Raw genomic sequence first — 13,796 nt, 5'->3', positions numbered from 1 at the left:
TACTGTAAATGCACTATACCTGTTGGTCCTTCGATCAAAACATATAAATTAACTAGTTATGGTTGTTCCTTTAGATTTTCAGTCTACGTCAATAAAAATCCCTTTAATAACAGGCACATCCTCATCGTCTTTCCCCTCATACGTACCGTAAACGGAAACATCAAAGTCTTCCAAAATATCGGTACGCTCCCCTAGTCGGATATCTTTTACGTAAATGATTTCATCCGAGGATTTATCTGTTTTGTTTTGCACAGTTAGAGTTCCTTCATTAACAGCTGTCACGGTTCCAAGAAACTTCACTTTGGAATTGACAGGTACTTGATCATCAGCAAAAGCAGCATACTCATGTTCTACCGTATCTGCTTTTAGACCATTTTCTACTTCGTCACTTGCTGGTTCTACCGGAGCTGTCTCTTCTACTGATTCCGTTGATTCAATCGGTTTCTTCGGTTCATCATTGCTACAAGCCGCTAATATAGCAGCAGTTATCATCATTGCAAATAATTTTTTCACGTAAAATCGCCTCCAATAGTAATCATAAGGAACTTTTGCAAAAAAGAAAACCTTTGTCTTGAATTAAAGTCAATAAAAAGATTGTGAGAATAGACTAGATTTAAAGGATCAATATAATTAGAAAGGATGGAGGAGTGAACAAGCTATTTACGAAATCTACCGTCGCGTTGGCAGTTTTAGTCATGATTTGGGGCATTAGTTGGCCAATTTATAAACTATCGATCGTGTATGCACCGCCACTATTATTTTCGGGTATGCGTGCGTTGCTAGGTGGTTGTTTCATTGTATTACTGATGATAAGACTGCGTGACAGATTGCAATGGCGTCAGCATTGGCGCAAATATTGTATTTCAGCTTTGTTCAACACCGTTCTGTTTTTTGGATTGCATACGATTGGGCTACACTATTTGCCGGGTGGGCTATTCTCTGTACTAGTATACTTCCAGCCGGTCCTTCTCGGATTATTTGCTTGGATGTGGCTGGGAGAAAGTATGACTGCAACTAAAATAACGGGTCTGTTGATTGGGTTCATCGGAATAACTGTAGTTAGTGTGGAACATTTCACTACCCAGATTTCCATACTCGGCGTCATATTAGGTGTGCTGACAGCTTTCTTTTGGGCAGTTGGCGTTGCATATGTGAAGAAAGTAAGTGAGGAAGTCGATGCATATTGGATGGTGGCAATGCAATTTACTATAGGGGGCGTAGTGCTGCTTGTACTCAGTGCCATTACAGAGAGCTGGTCGGCGATAGAGTGGCATCCTATGTATCTTTTTGGACTTGGATTCGGTGCAACAATGGGTATTCCGGTTGCCTATATCATTTATTACTCGCTCATTCGTGCGGGAGAGGCAAGTAAGGTGGCGGTCTTTACCTTTTTAGTGCCTGTTATTTCGGTGTTCATTAGTACGGTGTTTGTCGGTGAGCCGATGACGCATACGTTGTGGGTGGGCTTGTTACTTGTTGTTGTCAGTATCTGTTTTGTCAATTACCACAAGAAGGAAACTATTCATGCGGATGGATACAAATAGTAAGGAGTGATGAAGAGTTACTATCCTAATAATCCGCGTATCATAAAATAATCAAAAGCTTACGTGAAATATTTGCTGCGTGCAGAGGTGGTTCATACGGCGAACTGTAAAGTTGAAATGCAACCTGTTGAATTCTTAGACACTGTCTTACGTCTTTTAAAATAGGAAGTATAGTACAATGTAATAGAAAATATGTCTTCTATAACAGTTCTTAGAGGGAGATGGCTATCATTTCGGCGGAAAAGGAAACAGTGATTATTGATGAACTAATGGAACAAATTGTTTCAAAGACCTTCACATATGGACATAGATTACCTTCTGAAAATATTCTGGCGAAAAAATACAATGTACCGAGGATGACTGCAAGAAATGCATTAACCAAGTTGGAAGAACGGGGTTTTATTTATTCCAAACAAGGCAAAGGACGGTTTCTAAAAGAGCAGGCGATACAAATTCAGCTGTCTCTAACTGCAGGGACGAGCTTTACTGAAAAGATGAAGGCATTAGGGTATGAGTTAGAAACGCGCACGATAAATTGTGAACAAATTCCTTACGATGAACATACGTATCACGTATTAGAAGCGAGGAAATCAGACGCTATCTACAAAATTGGAAGATTGCGTTTGATTGACGGTGAGCCGATAGCTATTCATTATTCTTTTGTTAGCGAAACGACCATGCCGCGCATTAAAAAAGATTGCTTCAAAATCCAATCGATGTTCGCCTATTATCGGAAACTTGGCTATGGAGAATTTAACAGTCGCAAATCTCTACTAAGCATCACATTTCCAACTGCTGGTGAGCAACAGTTGTTATCTTGCAAAAGTATGGTCCCGCTCATTATGGTTGAAAGCGACTGTGTAGACCAGAAAACTGGTAAGGTGCTTGAATATACTAAAGTGCTATATCGCAGTGATAAGTTCAAATATGATATTACGATGAATTCATAAACAAGCAAGGGTCTCTCATCCTTGCTTGTTTTTTTATGTCCATTTGTAAAGACTGTTTACAATATACTAACCGTATCTTAAAACACACCAACTTGGCGACAAGTTACTATTAAATTATAGAAAAGGAGGGAGCACATATGAAAAGAAGAAGAAGAACTGAAATTCTTATTCAAGATAATGGTCATCTTGCTAAAAAATTTGCGGAAACCATCACGGAATCATATGAATGTCGTGAAATTACAGCGCCTCAATATGGAATGACGATGATCAAAATGCGTGAAACAGCTAAGAATTCCTTATTCTATATGGGTGAAGTCCTAGTTACGGAAGCAAAAGTGGAGATTGCCAATCGCATCGGCATCGGCATTGTCACGGGGATGGAAGAGGAGCTCGCTAAGCATTTGGCAATCATCGATGCAGCGTATAAAGCCGATTTGCCGGAAACGTTTCTATGGGAACCCCAGTTGATCGCTGCTGAGGATGAAATCAGGAAAGCGAAAACAAGACGACAGGCAGAGTTAATCGGTACAAAAGTTAATTTTGAAACGATGGAAATATAATTACTTACTAGAAACAAAGTGGACAGGAGAGAGAATATGGCGATTGATCAAGTACATGATTTGCAATATGTCTATCGTAAATTACTGCATAGTATGTCACGGCCGGGAACAATTTCATCCATTACTGAACCGGTGAAGCGAATGGATTATTCTATTCCTTGCAGTGAAGCTTTACTTTTAACTGCAATGGCATTATTGGATGGAGAAGTCACTTTCCATATTGTATCTGATGAACATCAGGAGCTAATAGAAAAGATATCGGAATATACTTCTGCTAAATATGCATCCATTCATGAAGCGGATTTTGTCATAGTCCTTCGCGAAGATAAAGAGCAAGAAATACGACACGCTTTGGAACAGTGTAAAGTCGGATCTCTTATTGATCCACAGCAATCTTCCACTTGGCTCATTGAAAGTTCTGTATTAGAAAATGATGGTGAAATCGTATTAAAAGGTCCGGGCATTCAATCAGAAGTGTCCTTACAAACAGGGTTTCCAGTGACGTTATGGCAAGCTAGAAATCAGCGGACGAACGAATTTCCGATGGGAATCGACTTGATTTTTATCGATCAAGCTTCACAAATTGCTTGCGTACCCAGAACAACAGCAGTTGCACATAAGGAGGTGGGATAAGTGGGGTATGTTCCTGTAAAAGGAGGTACTCAGGCGATAGATGCTTCTATCAAACGAGTGAAGTTCGAACGGCTCAAAGGGCAAGCAATTCTGGAAATTGAAACTATTTTGTCGACGATGAGAGCTTTGGTCGATCAAGTTATGTCGGAAAGTAGTTTATATTCTCCGCAATTAGCGGCATTGGCCATCAAGCAGGCGGAGGGAAGTATGGAAGAAGCAGTATTCCTTATGCGAGCTCACCGATCCACATTGCCAAGATTGTATTACAGCGAGTCAGTCGAGACAGATGCAATGTTTGTAGAAAGAAGAATTTCTGCGAGCTTTAAAGATATACCTGGGGGTCAATTACTGGGTGCCACGTATGACTACACACATCGTCTTCTAGATTTTAATTTAATCAATGAAAAAAAGGCGGATAATACGCATTGGCTGCAGAGCTATGCCGAAGAACTTCGAGAGGTGAAAGTGGAAGAAACGGTTGAACGCTATCCGAAAGTTGTAGAGTACCTTCGTAAAGAAGGGTTGTTTGAACAATATGAAATGGACAATACAGAACCTGAAGATATTACAAAACAAAACTTGGAGTTTCCGGCGAGCCGTAGTGCGAGATTACAAGTCCTGACCCGTGGACAAACAGGTGCATTGACTTCTTTGGCATATGCCTCGTTGCGCGGATATGGAGAAGTCCATCCGACTGTAGGTGAAGTGCGCGTAGGTTCGCTGCCAATTTACGTTAAGCATCCCAACGAAGAAGACGGTTCAGAGGACGAAGAGTTTTATATCGGAGACATTCAAGTAACGGAAGTAGAATCGTTTGTGCCCGTCCATGTGAAAAATGAAAACAATGAAGAAGAACTGGAATTTGAGATTGGATATGGAATTTGTTATGGACAAAATGAAACCAAAACGATTGCCATGAGTATTCTCGATCAGTGCCTAGAACATCTAAATGATGAATTTCCAACACATGATGAAGAATTTGTACTGCTTCACATTGATTCAGTGGAATCTAGTGGATTTATTTCCCACTTGAAGCTACCGCATTACGTGACATTCCAATCTAAATTAGACAGTATACGGCAAGTGAAGAAAGGGGTGCAGGTCAATGAAAGCTAACACGCATTTTGCTTTTTTCGATGAAGGTTCAAAAAAGGAAATTCGTCGCGCTACTCTAAAAGCTGTAGCGATTCCAGGCTATCAAGTGCCGTTTGCTTCTAGGGAAATGCCCATTGCACGAGGCTGGGGAACAGGTGGATTGCAGCTTACACTTTCCCTTATAGGACAAACAGATGTGCTAAAAGTGATTGACCAAGGCTCCGATGAATCTGTCAATGCAGTGAGTATAAAAAAGCTTGTCCAAGATACAACGGGCGTTCAACTGACAGAGTGTACAGAAGAAGCGGATATCATTCAATCAAGGCACCGGATTCCGGAATGTTCATTGACGAAAGAGCAGATTCTTGTCTTACAAGTTCCGATACCAGAGCCGTTGCGTGCCATTGAAGAAAGGGAATATATGACAAAACGTATGCACGCAGAAGATGATTATAGTGGTGCTTGGCTAATGTTGTTCGAACAAATTATGAAGTTCGGAAAAACAGCGACAACTGCTGATCATCCCGTATCCGTTCACAATCGTTATGTAATGGCACCAAGTCCAATTCCTCGATTCGACAATTCGAAAATGGATCATTCTGAAGCCTTGATCCTTCTTGGAGCAGGAAGAGAAAAGAAAATTTATGCTGTACCGCCCTATACATCCGTCAAATCGTTAGCTTTTGAAGATTATCCATTTACTGTTGAATCATTTGAAGGAGCTCATTGTCATTTGTGTGGAGCAGTAGATGTTTTCCTGGATGAACTCATAGATCACGAAAAGGGTGCAACGATTTATCAGTGCAACGATTCGGCTTATTGTATAGAACAATTAAACAAACAAGAGAAAGTCGAGGTGGAAAGCACGTATGCATGAAACACCGATTTTACGGGTTGAGAATCTATGCAAACAATATGGTACAGGGTGTCAAGAATGCCAAGATAAAGAGCGAAATAGTGTAGAGAAAAATTACTGCAAAATTTGTGGAACGGTCTTTGCCGTACGAGACGTCTCTTTAGATCTTTATCGTGGAGAAATTTTAGGGATTGTTGGAGAAAGTGGAAGTGGTAAATCGACGATGATGCAGTGCTTGTATTTTGATACCGACATCACATCTGGAGCTGCGTACATTAACCGACCAGGGAAAGAAAATAAAAATGTTTTTGAATTGTCTTCTCAGCAAAAGCGTATGATTCGAAATCATGATTATGGCATGGTATATCAAAACCCAGTTCATGGACTGAAAATGAACTTTTCATCGATTGGCAACATAGCGGAAAAACTAATTGCGGCTGGAAATCGGAATGTGTCAGATATGGAGGCAACAGGGAAGAGATTGCTTACGAATGTTCATATTCCGTTGCATCGTATGAAAGAAGAACCCGAAAAGTTTTCGGGGGGGATGCAGCAGCGCGTGCAAATTGCTAAAGCGTTATCGAATAACCCACCTATTTTATTTTTGGATGAAGTAACGACTGGGCTAGATTTGTCGGTGCAAGCAAATGTACTAGATTTAATCAAAAAAATTCAAAGAGAACTACAAATCAGCATGATCGTGGTGTCACATGATTTGGCAGTGATTCGGATGCTGGCGGACCGTACTATTGTTATGTTAAACGGCGAAATAATTGAAGAAGGTTTGACGGATCAAGTATTGGAAGACCCACAACATGCGTACACACAACAATTAGTGTACTCATTACTATAGGAGGAACTGCTGACATGTATGTAATCCACAATGGGAATATCATAACAGAAAACGAAATTCTTGAAGGCTTTGCAGTTGTTGTAGAAGGGGAATTCATTCAAGATATCATCCCGCAGGAAGATGTAATGAGATTTCCTGAGGCTAACCGGATTGATGCCGGCGGCGGACTTATTTCTCCAGGGTTTATTGATATTCATTCTGATTATATTGAAACAATTGCATCGCCAAGACCTTCTTGCATGATGGATTTCGATATAAGTTTGCGAGAGGCTGAAAAAGTATTGATCAGTCACGGGATTACCACTATGTTTCACTCACTGTCCTTTTATGGGGAAGATGTCTTTACACAGAAAACGATGCATCATCCTAACAATATCCAGCGTATGATCGATGCTATCCATTCAACACATGGGAATTTACACTTGATTCGTCATCGTTTACATGCGCGATTTGAGATTGACAATATGGATGGTGTGGCGAGTCTTGTGCAGAATATAGAAGATGACAAAGTTCATTTGCTCTCATTTATGGACCATACACCGGGACAAGGGCAGTATCGAAATTTAGAAGTGTATCGTGAAACATTGAAAGGATATCGGGATCTATCAGATTCAGACATCAATGTGCTGATCGCTGAAAGACAAACTACAGAGTCTCTAACGACTGAAAACATGAAGGAAATTGCAGAGATTGCTACGGAAAAAGGCATTGCTATTGCCTCTCATGATGATGATAATGTACAGAAGCTAGAATTAGTGAAAACATTTGGTACAACGATTAGTGAATTTCCGATTACGTTGGAAGTTGCGAAGAGAGCCAAAGAACTTGGTTTGCATACGATTGCGGGTGCTCCGAATGTTTTACTTGGTGGTTCTCATTCTGGCAATTTATCTGCAACAGAAGCAATTGATCATGGCTGTATTGATATTTTATGCAGTGACTATTATCCAGCCGGTCTCTTGCATGCGGTCTTTGCATTACATGAACAATATGGAAATGATCTGCACCAAATGTTCATGATGGTTACGTTGAATCCGGCGAAGGCAGTCCGAATAGATGACGAATTGGGATCGATTAAAATTGGAAAGAAAGCCGACCTACTAATCATTGAGAGAATGGATGATGGCTATCCTATGTTGACGACAACAATAGTAAACGGAATGCTGACCACAAAAACTAATTATCGCACAAACTAATATAATTGGAGAGGAGCATCATCGTGATGTCTATACTGGAAATCGCCGGATTCGGAAAGCGTTTCACTATTCATCATTTAGACAAAACCATGCCAGCTACAGAAAACATTCATTTTTCCTTAGAAGCGGGTGAGTTTATTGGCATTGTAGGGAAAAGTGGAAGTGGGAAATCAACGATCTTAAAAAGTATTTATCGTACGTATTTACCGGATGAAGGTAAGATCCTATACGACTCGAAGCGCTTTGGGCTTGTGGATTTATCTCAAGTGAGCGATCGACAAATGCTGTACTTGCGTAAATACGAAATTGGTTATGTATCTCAATTTTTAAATGTTATGCCTAGGACAACCTGCCGACAGCTAGTGACCAATGCGTTATTGGAGATGGGGGAATCTGAAATAACAGCCAATGTTGAAACTGAAAAAACGTTAGCTCATTTCGAACTGGATCCTAAGCTATGGGACAGTTATCCAAATACCTTCTCGGGCGGCGAAAAATTACGCTTGAACATTGCCATGGCTACTGTAAAAAAACCTAGACTATTATTGCTTGATGAGCCGACTGCTAGTTTAGATCAGCAATCAAAAGTAAGAGTTCGTGAAATGATAGAAAAACTGAAGAACAATGGGACAACGCTCGTCGGGATTTTCCATGATATAGAGTTCATGGAAGGGTTATGTGACAAAGTATTCGACATGAAGGCGAAAAAAATCGTGCTGGACAATAAGGTGGGTGTTGGTTCTGAAAGCTGATCTACATGTTCATAGTCACTATTCAGATGGCTCGGATTCTATTTCTACTGTTTTTCAAAAGGCTGCACAGGCCGGCTTAACACATATCAGTTTTGTCGATCATGATACGGTAGCCGGCTGGGAGGAAATCCGAACTGTAAGTGAGGATTTCGGCATCATAGCACTACCCGGCGTTGAAATATCAGCATATGACTTCAAGCGGCAACGAAAAGTACATGTGCTTGGCTACAACTATGATCCCACTGCAATACATATCCAATCGATTTGCCAACCATTGCTAGAAAGAAGGCACGCTCACTCGCTTTGGCAAATAGAACAAATAATCAAGGCCGGTTATTTGCTTGATAAGGACAGAATCCTTGAATCTGTGCAGCTTACCGGAACGGTTTACAAACAACATATTATGAAAGAGCTGACAGAAGATCCTTTTACTTCAGTCGCCTATCAACAATTGTACAAACAGTTATTTAAAGGACAGGGCGTTGCTTCAGGAGATATAGAATACATCGATGTGTACGATGCGGTGGAAGCCATTAAAGCTGACGGTGGATTGGCTGTAGTTGCGCATCCAGGACAGTTGGATTCATATGATTTGATCGTTGAATTGGTGGAAGCTGGACTTGACGGTATTGAACGCAATCACTTTGATCATACAGCCGAAGATAGTAGACGAGTTGAAGAACTAGCCGAACAGTATCATCTGTTGATGACAGGTGGCACAGACTATCACGGTGTATTTGGGAAAGAAATTGATATTGGCGATATTGTGAGTCCTTCCGATTTTTAATGGATGGATCAAAGTGGTGTAAAGAGTCTGTGAAGATCCTGTAAATACTCACATTGCGTTATCTTTCTATGTTTCAATAAAGTTGATTAACTAGTTGAAGAGGAGTGAACTTGATGAAGAAATTGAATTCGGTCTTCGCAATACTTGCGTCAGCCACTTTACTACTGTCTGCGTGTTCAAGTGGCCAAGCGGGAGCGGAAAAAACAGAAGTGGATGACGTCATCAGTATTGTCTGGTATCCCAATGAATCAGGAAATGATATGAAAACTTCACGAGATGAAATTGGAAAAGCCATCGAGGAAACAACCGGAAAATCGGTAGAGCACAAGTTGACGACTGATTATGCAATCGCAATTGAAACTATGGTGAATGATAACGCGGATCTCGCCTACATGGGTGCGCAAGGGTATGTCCAAGCCAATAAAGGAAATGAAGCAAATAAGCCGTTAGTAGTTTCCACTGGCCCTTCTGGTACATTGGACGACGCCTTATATTATAGTTGGCTTGCAGTTGACGTAGAGGATCAAGAAACCTTTAAAGTAAACGGTGAATTCTCCTTAGATACAGTAGCGGAGAAAAGCATTTCATTTGTTTCAAATAGCTCAACTTCAGGATTTGTCATTCCTTCCTCCACGATAATCGATCATTTTGCTGACAACAAGAAATATGGAGAATTGAATGCCGAAGATCTAATGGAGGGTGGCCCTCTATTTTCACAAGTCTTATTCGGTAATTCTCATCAAGGTTCAGCAGTGAATGTATTGAATGGCAGTACAGATGTGGCGGCTTTTTGTGATACGTGTGTTGAATCCTATGTAGACGTAGTAGAAGGGGAAGAGAATGAAGTGGGATCTGTATATAAAGTAAAAAAAGATGCAGCGGAACCATTTAATCGTGTAGCAGGCAAGGAATTCACTCTGATGGAAGTAACGCCTGTACTTAACGCTCCATTTGTTGCGAATACGAATGTTCTTGGTCAAGAAGACTTTGATAAATTACAAACACTATTCACTTCAGATGAGTTTGCCGATAACGAAGAAATTTTCGTACCAAAAGATTCTAATGCAGCAGGCTTATTCTTTAAAACGGAAGAAGAGCGTTTTGTGCCAGTTGAAGACGCTTGGTTTACCCCGGTCCGAAATCTTTTTAATGAATAGGTGAGTTCAGTCAGAGCGTGCATGGAATTGTACGCTTTGATTGTATATATATTCGAATAAAAGAGGAGCGAGAAGATATGTCTTTATTAACAGTACAACAACTTGGGAAATCATATAACAATCAAAATAAAGTCTTGAAGAATGTAAACTTTGAAGTGGATGCTGGTGAATTTATTTCGATCATTGGTCCTTCAGGCGCGGGAAAGTCAACCTTACTTCGATGCATCAATCGAATGGTTGATATTGATGAAGGTGCGGTAATCTTTGATGGAGCAGATGTAGGGACGTTGAACAAAAAGGAATTACGAAAGTTACGAACGGATATTGGTATGGTTTTTCAGCATTATAATTTGGTGCCAAGATTATCTGTCATTGAAAATGTTCTGCATGGTCGATTTGGATATAAAACGACATTGCAGGGAGTTATGGGCAGATTTACTGAGGAAGAAAAAGAGCAAGCATTTTTCTTATTGGAAAAACTGGGGATTGTTGAACATGCCTATAAGCGCTGTGATCAACTAAGTGGTGGACAGCAACAGCGAGTGGGAATTGCACGTGCGTTGATCCAAGAACCTAAAATTGTTTTATGCGATGAACCTATAGCTTCTCTTGATCCGAATGCCTCCAAAATCATCATGGATCATTTGAAGTCCATCACGATGGAACTTGGGATTACATGCATCGTGAATCTGCATCAAGTGGAGGTGGCACGTGATTATTCAGATCGTATTATAGGGCTCAGGCAAGGTCAAGTGGTCTTTGATGATGTGAGTCATCGCTTGACTATGGAACGTACGGATGTCATTTACGGTACCAAGACAAAGCCCGTGCCAGTAGTAAGAGAACTAGCAACGGTATGAGGAGCTAACTATTGTGAATGAAAATAGAATACGATACAAGAAAAACCAACAGATGATAGTAGTGGTCCTTCTTCTTGCGTTAGTAACGTATCTGTCATCCGTGCTCACCGACTTTAATATTTTACATGGACTCGCGACGTTACCTGAAGCTTTTATATGGATATTTTCCAACTTGGTAGTCACTGAGGAATCACTTGAACGTATGCCAACCATTCTAGACAAATTAGTTGAAACGATCCTCATGTCTATTGCGGCAACTACAACAGCTACTATTCTTTCACTTTTCTTGGGAGTGATGGGCTCAAAATCGGTGGGGACGAGCAAGTTACTTGGTATCTTGGCGAGGTTTATAGCATCGCTATCAAGAAATATTCCCGTGGTAGCCTGGGCATTAATTTTACTACTATCGTTCGGGCAGAACTCTTTAACAGGGTATCTCGCTTTATTCGTTGGTTCGGTCGGTTTTCTAACTCGGGCTTTCATTGAGGTCATTGACGAGTCCAGCCAAAGTGCGGTAGAAGCGTTACAAGCAACAGGTGCAACATATATCCAAATTATTATGAAAGCAGTCATTCCCGAGTGTTTACCGCAAATGATTAGTTGGATACTGTTTATGATTGAAACAAATATACGCAATGCTACGTTAGTAGGAATCTTGACAGGAACAGGAATCGGCTACACATTTGACTTGTATTATAAAACACTCAACTATCATGGAGTGGCGTTAGTTACTGTCAGTATCGTCGTAGCTGTCATCCTCATTGAACTACTTTCAAACCATGTACGGAAGGTGATTCTCTAATGCAAGCGACAACACATATGAAGCGACGAAGTGATGGTCGTATTAGCATAAAGTCGGGCAATGAAGTACAGCTAATCATGCAGTTAACCATCTTCATTCTAACCGTACTGACTGTCTTAGCTTTCCTGTTCTTTGACTATACAGGGCTCGACATTCAACGAGCTATAAAGGAAACAGCCTATAATTTACGGGTTATGTTTTTAGAACCTGCCCTCAGTCATTTCGGTTGGGGAGAAGCCTTCCATCAAGTGGGTATTACGCTTGGACTCGCCTTTTTATCTACAATTCTAGGAGCCGTTCTTTCGTTTTTTCTAGCGCTATCTGCAGCGACTAATTTGACCAATGAATGGATCACCAAAATAGTTCGCATCTTCTTGGCCTTTATCCGTGCAGTTCCTACGGTTTTATGGGTTTTGATCTTTGCTATTGCGGCTGGATTAGGGAGTGAAGCTGCAGTGCTAGGCATGCTGTTTCATTCTATTGCGTATTTAGTAAAAGCATTTTCTGAAGCGTTTGAGGAAGTGGACAAAGGAATTATCGAGGCGTTAAGGGCTACGGGTGCGGGTTGGTGGCACATTGTAGTACATGCCATACTTCCTTCGACATTTACATATCTTATGTCCTGGACTTTTCTGCGGTTTGAAATTAACTTTGCGGTAGCAGTTGCAATGGGAGCGGCAGCCGGAGCCGGGGGGATCGGTTTCGAGCTGTTTATGGCTTCGAGCTTCTACTTCGATTTGCGTGAAGTTGGGATAATTACATATATGATTCTAGTATTGGCGATCATACTGGAGGTCATATCCACTTTGCTGAAAAACCGTTATTTTCCTGCAAGTATAAAAAATTGAGCTTGCTGCTCCGTGTAAATGGAAGAGGAGTAGTAATTAAAATGATTTATAAACTAAAGACCAACTCATGGGGAGTTGGTCTTTAGTTTATTTTTATTCCGCGATTATAGTTACTATCTAAATTGTTGATTCTATTGCTTTGCCTTTATAGCGCATCGATCGCTTCTCTAATCGGTGTAGAGCCACCAATTACTTGAAACTCTTTGCCAATTGTTGAGTCGTTTTCCAAACAAGCGAAAATGACTTCTGCGATATCATCCCGTGGTACTTCGTTTGGTTCGACAGTATTCGCGGCTTTTACTTTGCCTGTTCCTTTGTCGTTTGTTAAAGCACCTGGATGAATCATCGTATAGTCTAGATCAGTTGAACGTAACCATTCATCTGCGTAGTGTTTTGCTACAACGTACGGAGCAAATGATTCTGACGCTTCCTGGATCGCTTTGCGTGTTGTGTCGTACGAACTAATCATGATGAAACGTTTAACGTCGGCTTTTTCCGCTGCTTGTATAGTTTTAATAGCACCGTCGAGGTCAATCATCATCGTTTTATCTGGACCGGTTTTTGGGCCGGAGCCTGCTGTGAAGACGATAGCATCTACACCATCTGCTGCTTTTACGATGTCTTCTACTTCGCCTTCAAGATCTACAAGCACGGTTTCCGCACCGATTTTCTCGAAATGTTCTGCTTGTTCTTGCTTACGGATCATTGCTTTTGCTTCAAGTGTGTTGCTATCTTGAATCAATGATACTAACTGTTTTCCAATATGACCGTTTGCACCTACAACTAAAACTTTCATTTATTTCATCCTTTCAATATATAAATATAATAAATATCCCTTCTTACTGTACCCGAAATATTCAAGTCCAAAACTGTACATTGCTTTCCTGGTTGCTATAATACGTG

16 protein-coding genes are annotated in these 13,796 nt (G+C 40.7%); 14 read left to right on the top strand and 2 right to left on the bottom strand.

Going from position 1 to position 13,796, the window contains the following annotated elements:
- Positions 1 to 78: 78 nt before the first annotated feature.
- Positions 79 to 513: a hypothetical protein gene (locus tag CSV74_RS10300; RefSeq protein WP_099691577.1), complete on the bottom strand. Its 435-nt coding sequence runs from the start codon at positions 511 to 513 to the stop codon at positions 79 to 81.
- Between the two features lie 134 nt (positions 514 to 647).
- Between CSV74_RS10300 and CSV74_RS10295 the strand changes: the two genes are divergently transcribed.
- From CSV74_RS10295 to CSV74_RS10230, 14 genes are all read left to right on the top strand, one after another.
- Entirely contained in the window at positions 648 to 1,544 is an 897-nt protein-coding gene (locus tag CSV74_RS10295; protein WP_099691576.1) for a DMT family transporter, read from the top strand.
- Between the two features lie 221 nt (positions 1,545 to 1,765).
- Entirely contained in the window at positions 1,766 to 2,494 is a 729-nt protein-coding gene (locus CSV74_RS10290; protein ID WP_199170342.1) for a GntR family transcriptional regulator, read from the top strand.
- A gap of 137 nt (positions 2,495 to 2,631) precedes the next feature.
- Entirely contained in the window at positions 2,632 to 3,054 is a 423-nt protein-coding gene (gene phnG, locus CSV74_RS10285; protein WP_099691575.1) for a phosphonate C-P lyase system protein PhnG, read from the top strand.
- 36 nt (positions 3,055 to 3,090) lie between these two features.
- Positions 3,091 to 3,687 carry a phosphonate C-P lyase system protein PhnH gene (gene phnH, locus CSV74_RS10280; RefSeq protein WP_099691574.1) on the top strand — a complete coding sequence of 199 codons (597 nt, stop codon included), beginning with the start codon at positions 3,091 to 3,093 and terminating at the stop codon, positions 3,685 to 3,687.
- Positions 3,688 to 4,803, top strand: a complete 1,116-nt coding sequence (locus CSV74_RS10275) for a carbon-phosphorus lyase complex subunit PhnI (RefSeq protein WP_099691573.1) — start codon at positions 3,688 to 3,690, stop codon at positions 4,801 to 4,803. It abuts the gene before it with no gap.
- Positions 4,793 to 5,659: an alpha-D-ribose 1-methylphosphonate 5-phosphate C-P-lyase PhnJ gene (locus CSV74_RS10270; protein ID WP_099691572.1), complete on the top strand. Its 867-nt coding sequence runs from the start codon at positions 4,793 to 4,795 to the stop codon at positions 5,657 to 5,659. Before CSV74_RS10275 ends, CSV74_RS10270 begins: the two co-directional genes overlap by 11 nt.
- Positions 5,652 to 6,491 carry an ATP-binding cassette domain-containing protein gene (locus CSV74_RS10265; RefSeq protein WP_099691571.1) on the top strand — a complete coding sequence of 280 codons (840 nt, stop codon included), beginning with the start codon at positions 5,652 to 5,654 and terminating at the stop codon, positions 6,489 to 6,491. Before CSV74_RS10270 ends, CSV74_RS10265 begins: the two co-directional genes overlap by 8 nt.
- Before the next feature lie 14 nt (positions 6,492 to 6,505).
- Positions 6,506 to 7,687, top strand: a complete 1,182-nt coding sequence (gene phnM / locus CSV74_RS10260; protein ID WP_099691570.1) for a phosphonate metabolism protein PhnM — start codon at positions 6,506 to 6,508, stop codon at positions 7,685 to 7,687.
- A 26-nt stretch (positions 7,688 to 7,713) separates the two neighbouring features.
- Positions 7,714 to 8,439 carry a phosphonate C-P lyase system protein PhnL gene (locus tag CSV74_RS10255; protein ID WP_099691569.1) on the top strand — a complete coding sequence of 242 codons (726 nt, stop codon included), beginning with the start codon at positions 7,714 to 7,716 and terminating at the stop codon, positions 8,437 to 8,439.
- Complete coding sequence (locus CSV74_RS10250; RefSeq protein ID WP_099691607.1) at positions 8,429 to 9,226, top strand: PHP domain-containing protein; 798 nt, start codon at positions 8,429 to 8,431, stop codon at positions 9,224 to 9,226. The genes CSV74_RS10255 and CSV74_RS10250 overlap by 11 nt, the downstream gene beginning before the upstream one ends.
- A gap of 113 nt (positions 9,227 to 9,339) precedes the next feature.
- Complete coding sequence (locus tag CSV74_RS10245; protein WP_099691568.1) at positions 9,340 to 10,383, top strand: PhnD/SsuA/transferrin family substrate-binding protein; 1,044 nt, start codon at positions 9,340 to 9,342, stop codon at positions 10,381 to 10,383.
- A gap of 77 nt (positions 10,384 to 10,460) precedes the next feature.
- Entirely contained in the window at positions 10,461 to 11,243 is a 783-nt protein-coding gene (gene phnC, locus CSV74_RS10240) for a phosphonate ABC transporter ATP-binding protein (RefSeq protein ID WP_099691567.1), read from the top strand.
- Between the two features lie 13 nt (positions 11,244 to 11,256).
- Positions 11,257 to 12,045, top strand: a complete 789-nt coding sequence (gene phnE, locus CSV74_RS10235; RefSeq protein WP_099691566.1) for a phosphonate ABC transporter, permease protein PhnE — start codon at positions 11,257 to 11,259, stop codon at positions 12,043 to 12,045.
- The gene (locus tag CSV74_RS10230; RefSeq protein ID WP_099691565.1) at positions 12,045 to 12,893 is read left to right on the top strand and encodes an ABC transporter permease subunit; all 849 of its coding nucleotides are present in this window, start codon (positions 12,045 to 12,047) and stop codon (positions 12,891 to 12,893) included. The genes phnE and CSV74_RS10230 overlap by 1 nt, the downstream gene beginning before the upstream one ends.
- A gap of 145 nt (positions 12,894 to 13,038) precedes the next feature.
- Here the strand turns inward: CSV74_RS10230 and CSV74_RS10225 are convergent, their stop codons facing one another.
- Positions 13,039 to 13,689 (bottom strand): SDR family oxidoreductase, encoded by a 651-nt coding sequence (locus tag CSV74_RS10225; protein ID WP_099691564.1) that lies wholly within the window; start codon positions 13,687 to 13,689, stop codon positions 13,039 to 13,041.
- Between the last annotated feature and the right edge of the window lie 107 nt (positions 13,690 to 13,796).

This window comes from Sporosarcina sp. P19, from assembly GCF_002743165.1.
Lineage (GTDB): Bacteria > Bacillota > Bacilli > Bacillales_A > Planococcaceae > Sporosarcina > Sporosarcina ureae.
Note: the sequence above shows the minus strand (reverse complement) of the source record. Positions and strands in the feature narration are given on the sequence as shown.

Excerpts from the sequence above, each read along its gene's own strand:
- CSV74_RS10245 (WP_099691568.1), top strand. The coding sequence starts at position 9,340 with ATGAAGAAATTGAATTCGGTCTTCGCAATACTTGCGTCAGCCACTTTA.
- CSV74_RS10230 (WP_099691565.1), top strand. The coding sequence starts at position 12,045 with ATGCAAGCGACAACACATATGAAGCGACGAAGTGATGGTCGTATTAGC.
- CSV74_RS10255 (WP_099691569.1), top strand. The coding sequence starts at position 7,714 with ATGTCTATACTGGAAATCGCCGGATTCGGAAAGCGTTTCACTATTCAT.
- phnM (WP_099691570.1), top strand. The coding sequence starts at position 6,506 with ATGTATGTAATCCACAATGGGAATATCATAACAGAAAACGAAATTCTT.
- CSV74_RS10225 (WP_099691564.1), bottom strand. The coding sequence starts at position 13,689 with ATGAAAGTTTTAGTTGTAGGTGCAAACGGTCATATTGGAAAACAGTTA.
- phnC (WP_099691567.1), top strand. The coding sequence starts at position 10,461 with ATGTCTTTATTAACAGTACAACAACTTGGGAAATCATATAACAATCAA.
- CSV74_RS10265 (WP_099691571.1), top strand. The coding sequence starts at position 5,652 with ATGCATGAAACACCGATTTTACGGGTTGAGAATCTATGCAAACAATAT.
- phnH (WP_099691574.1), top strand. The coding sequence starts at position 3,091 with ATGGCGATTGATCAAGTACATGATTTGCAATATGTCTATCGTAAATTA.
- phnG (WP_099691575.1), top strand. The coding sequence starts at position 2,632 with ATGAAAAGAAGAAGAAGAACTGAAATTCTTATTCAAGATAATGGTCAT.
- CSV74_RS10270 (WP_099691572.1), top strand. The coding sequence starts at position 4,793 with ATGAAAGCTAACACGCATTTTGCTTTTTTCGATGAAGGTTCAAAAAAG.
- CSV74_RS10290 (WP_199170342.1), top strand. The coding sequence starts at position 1,766 with ATGGCTATCATTTCGGCGGAAAAGGAAACAGTGATTATTGATGAACTA.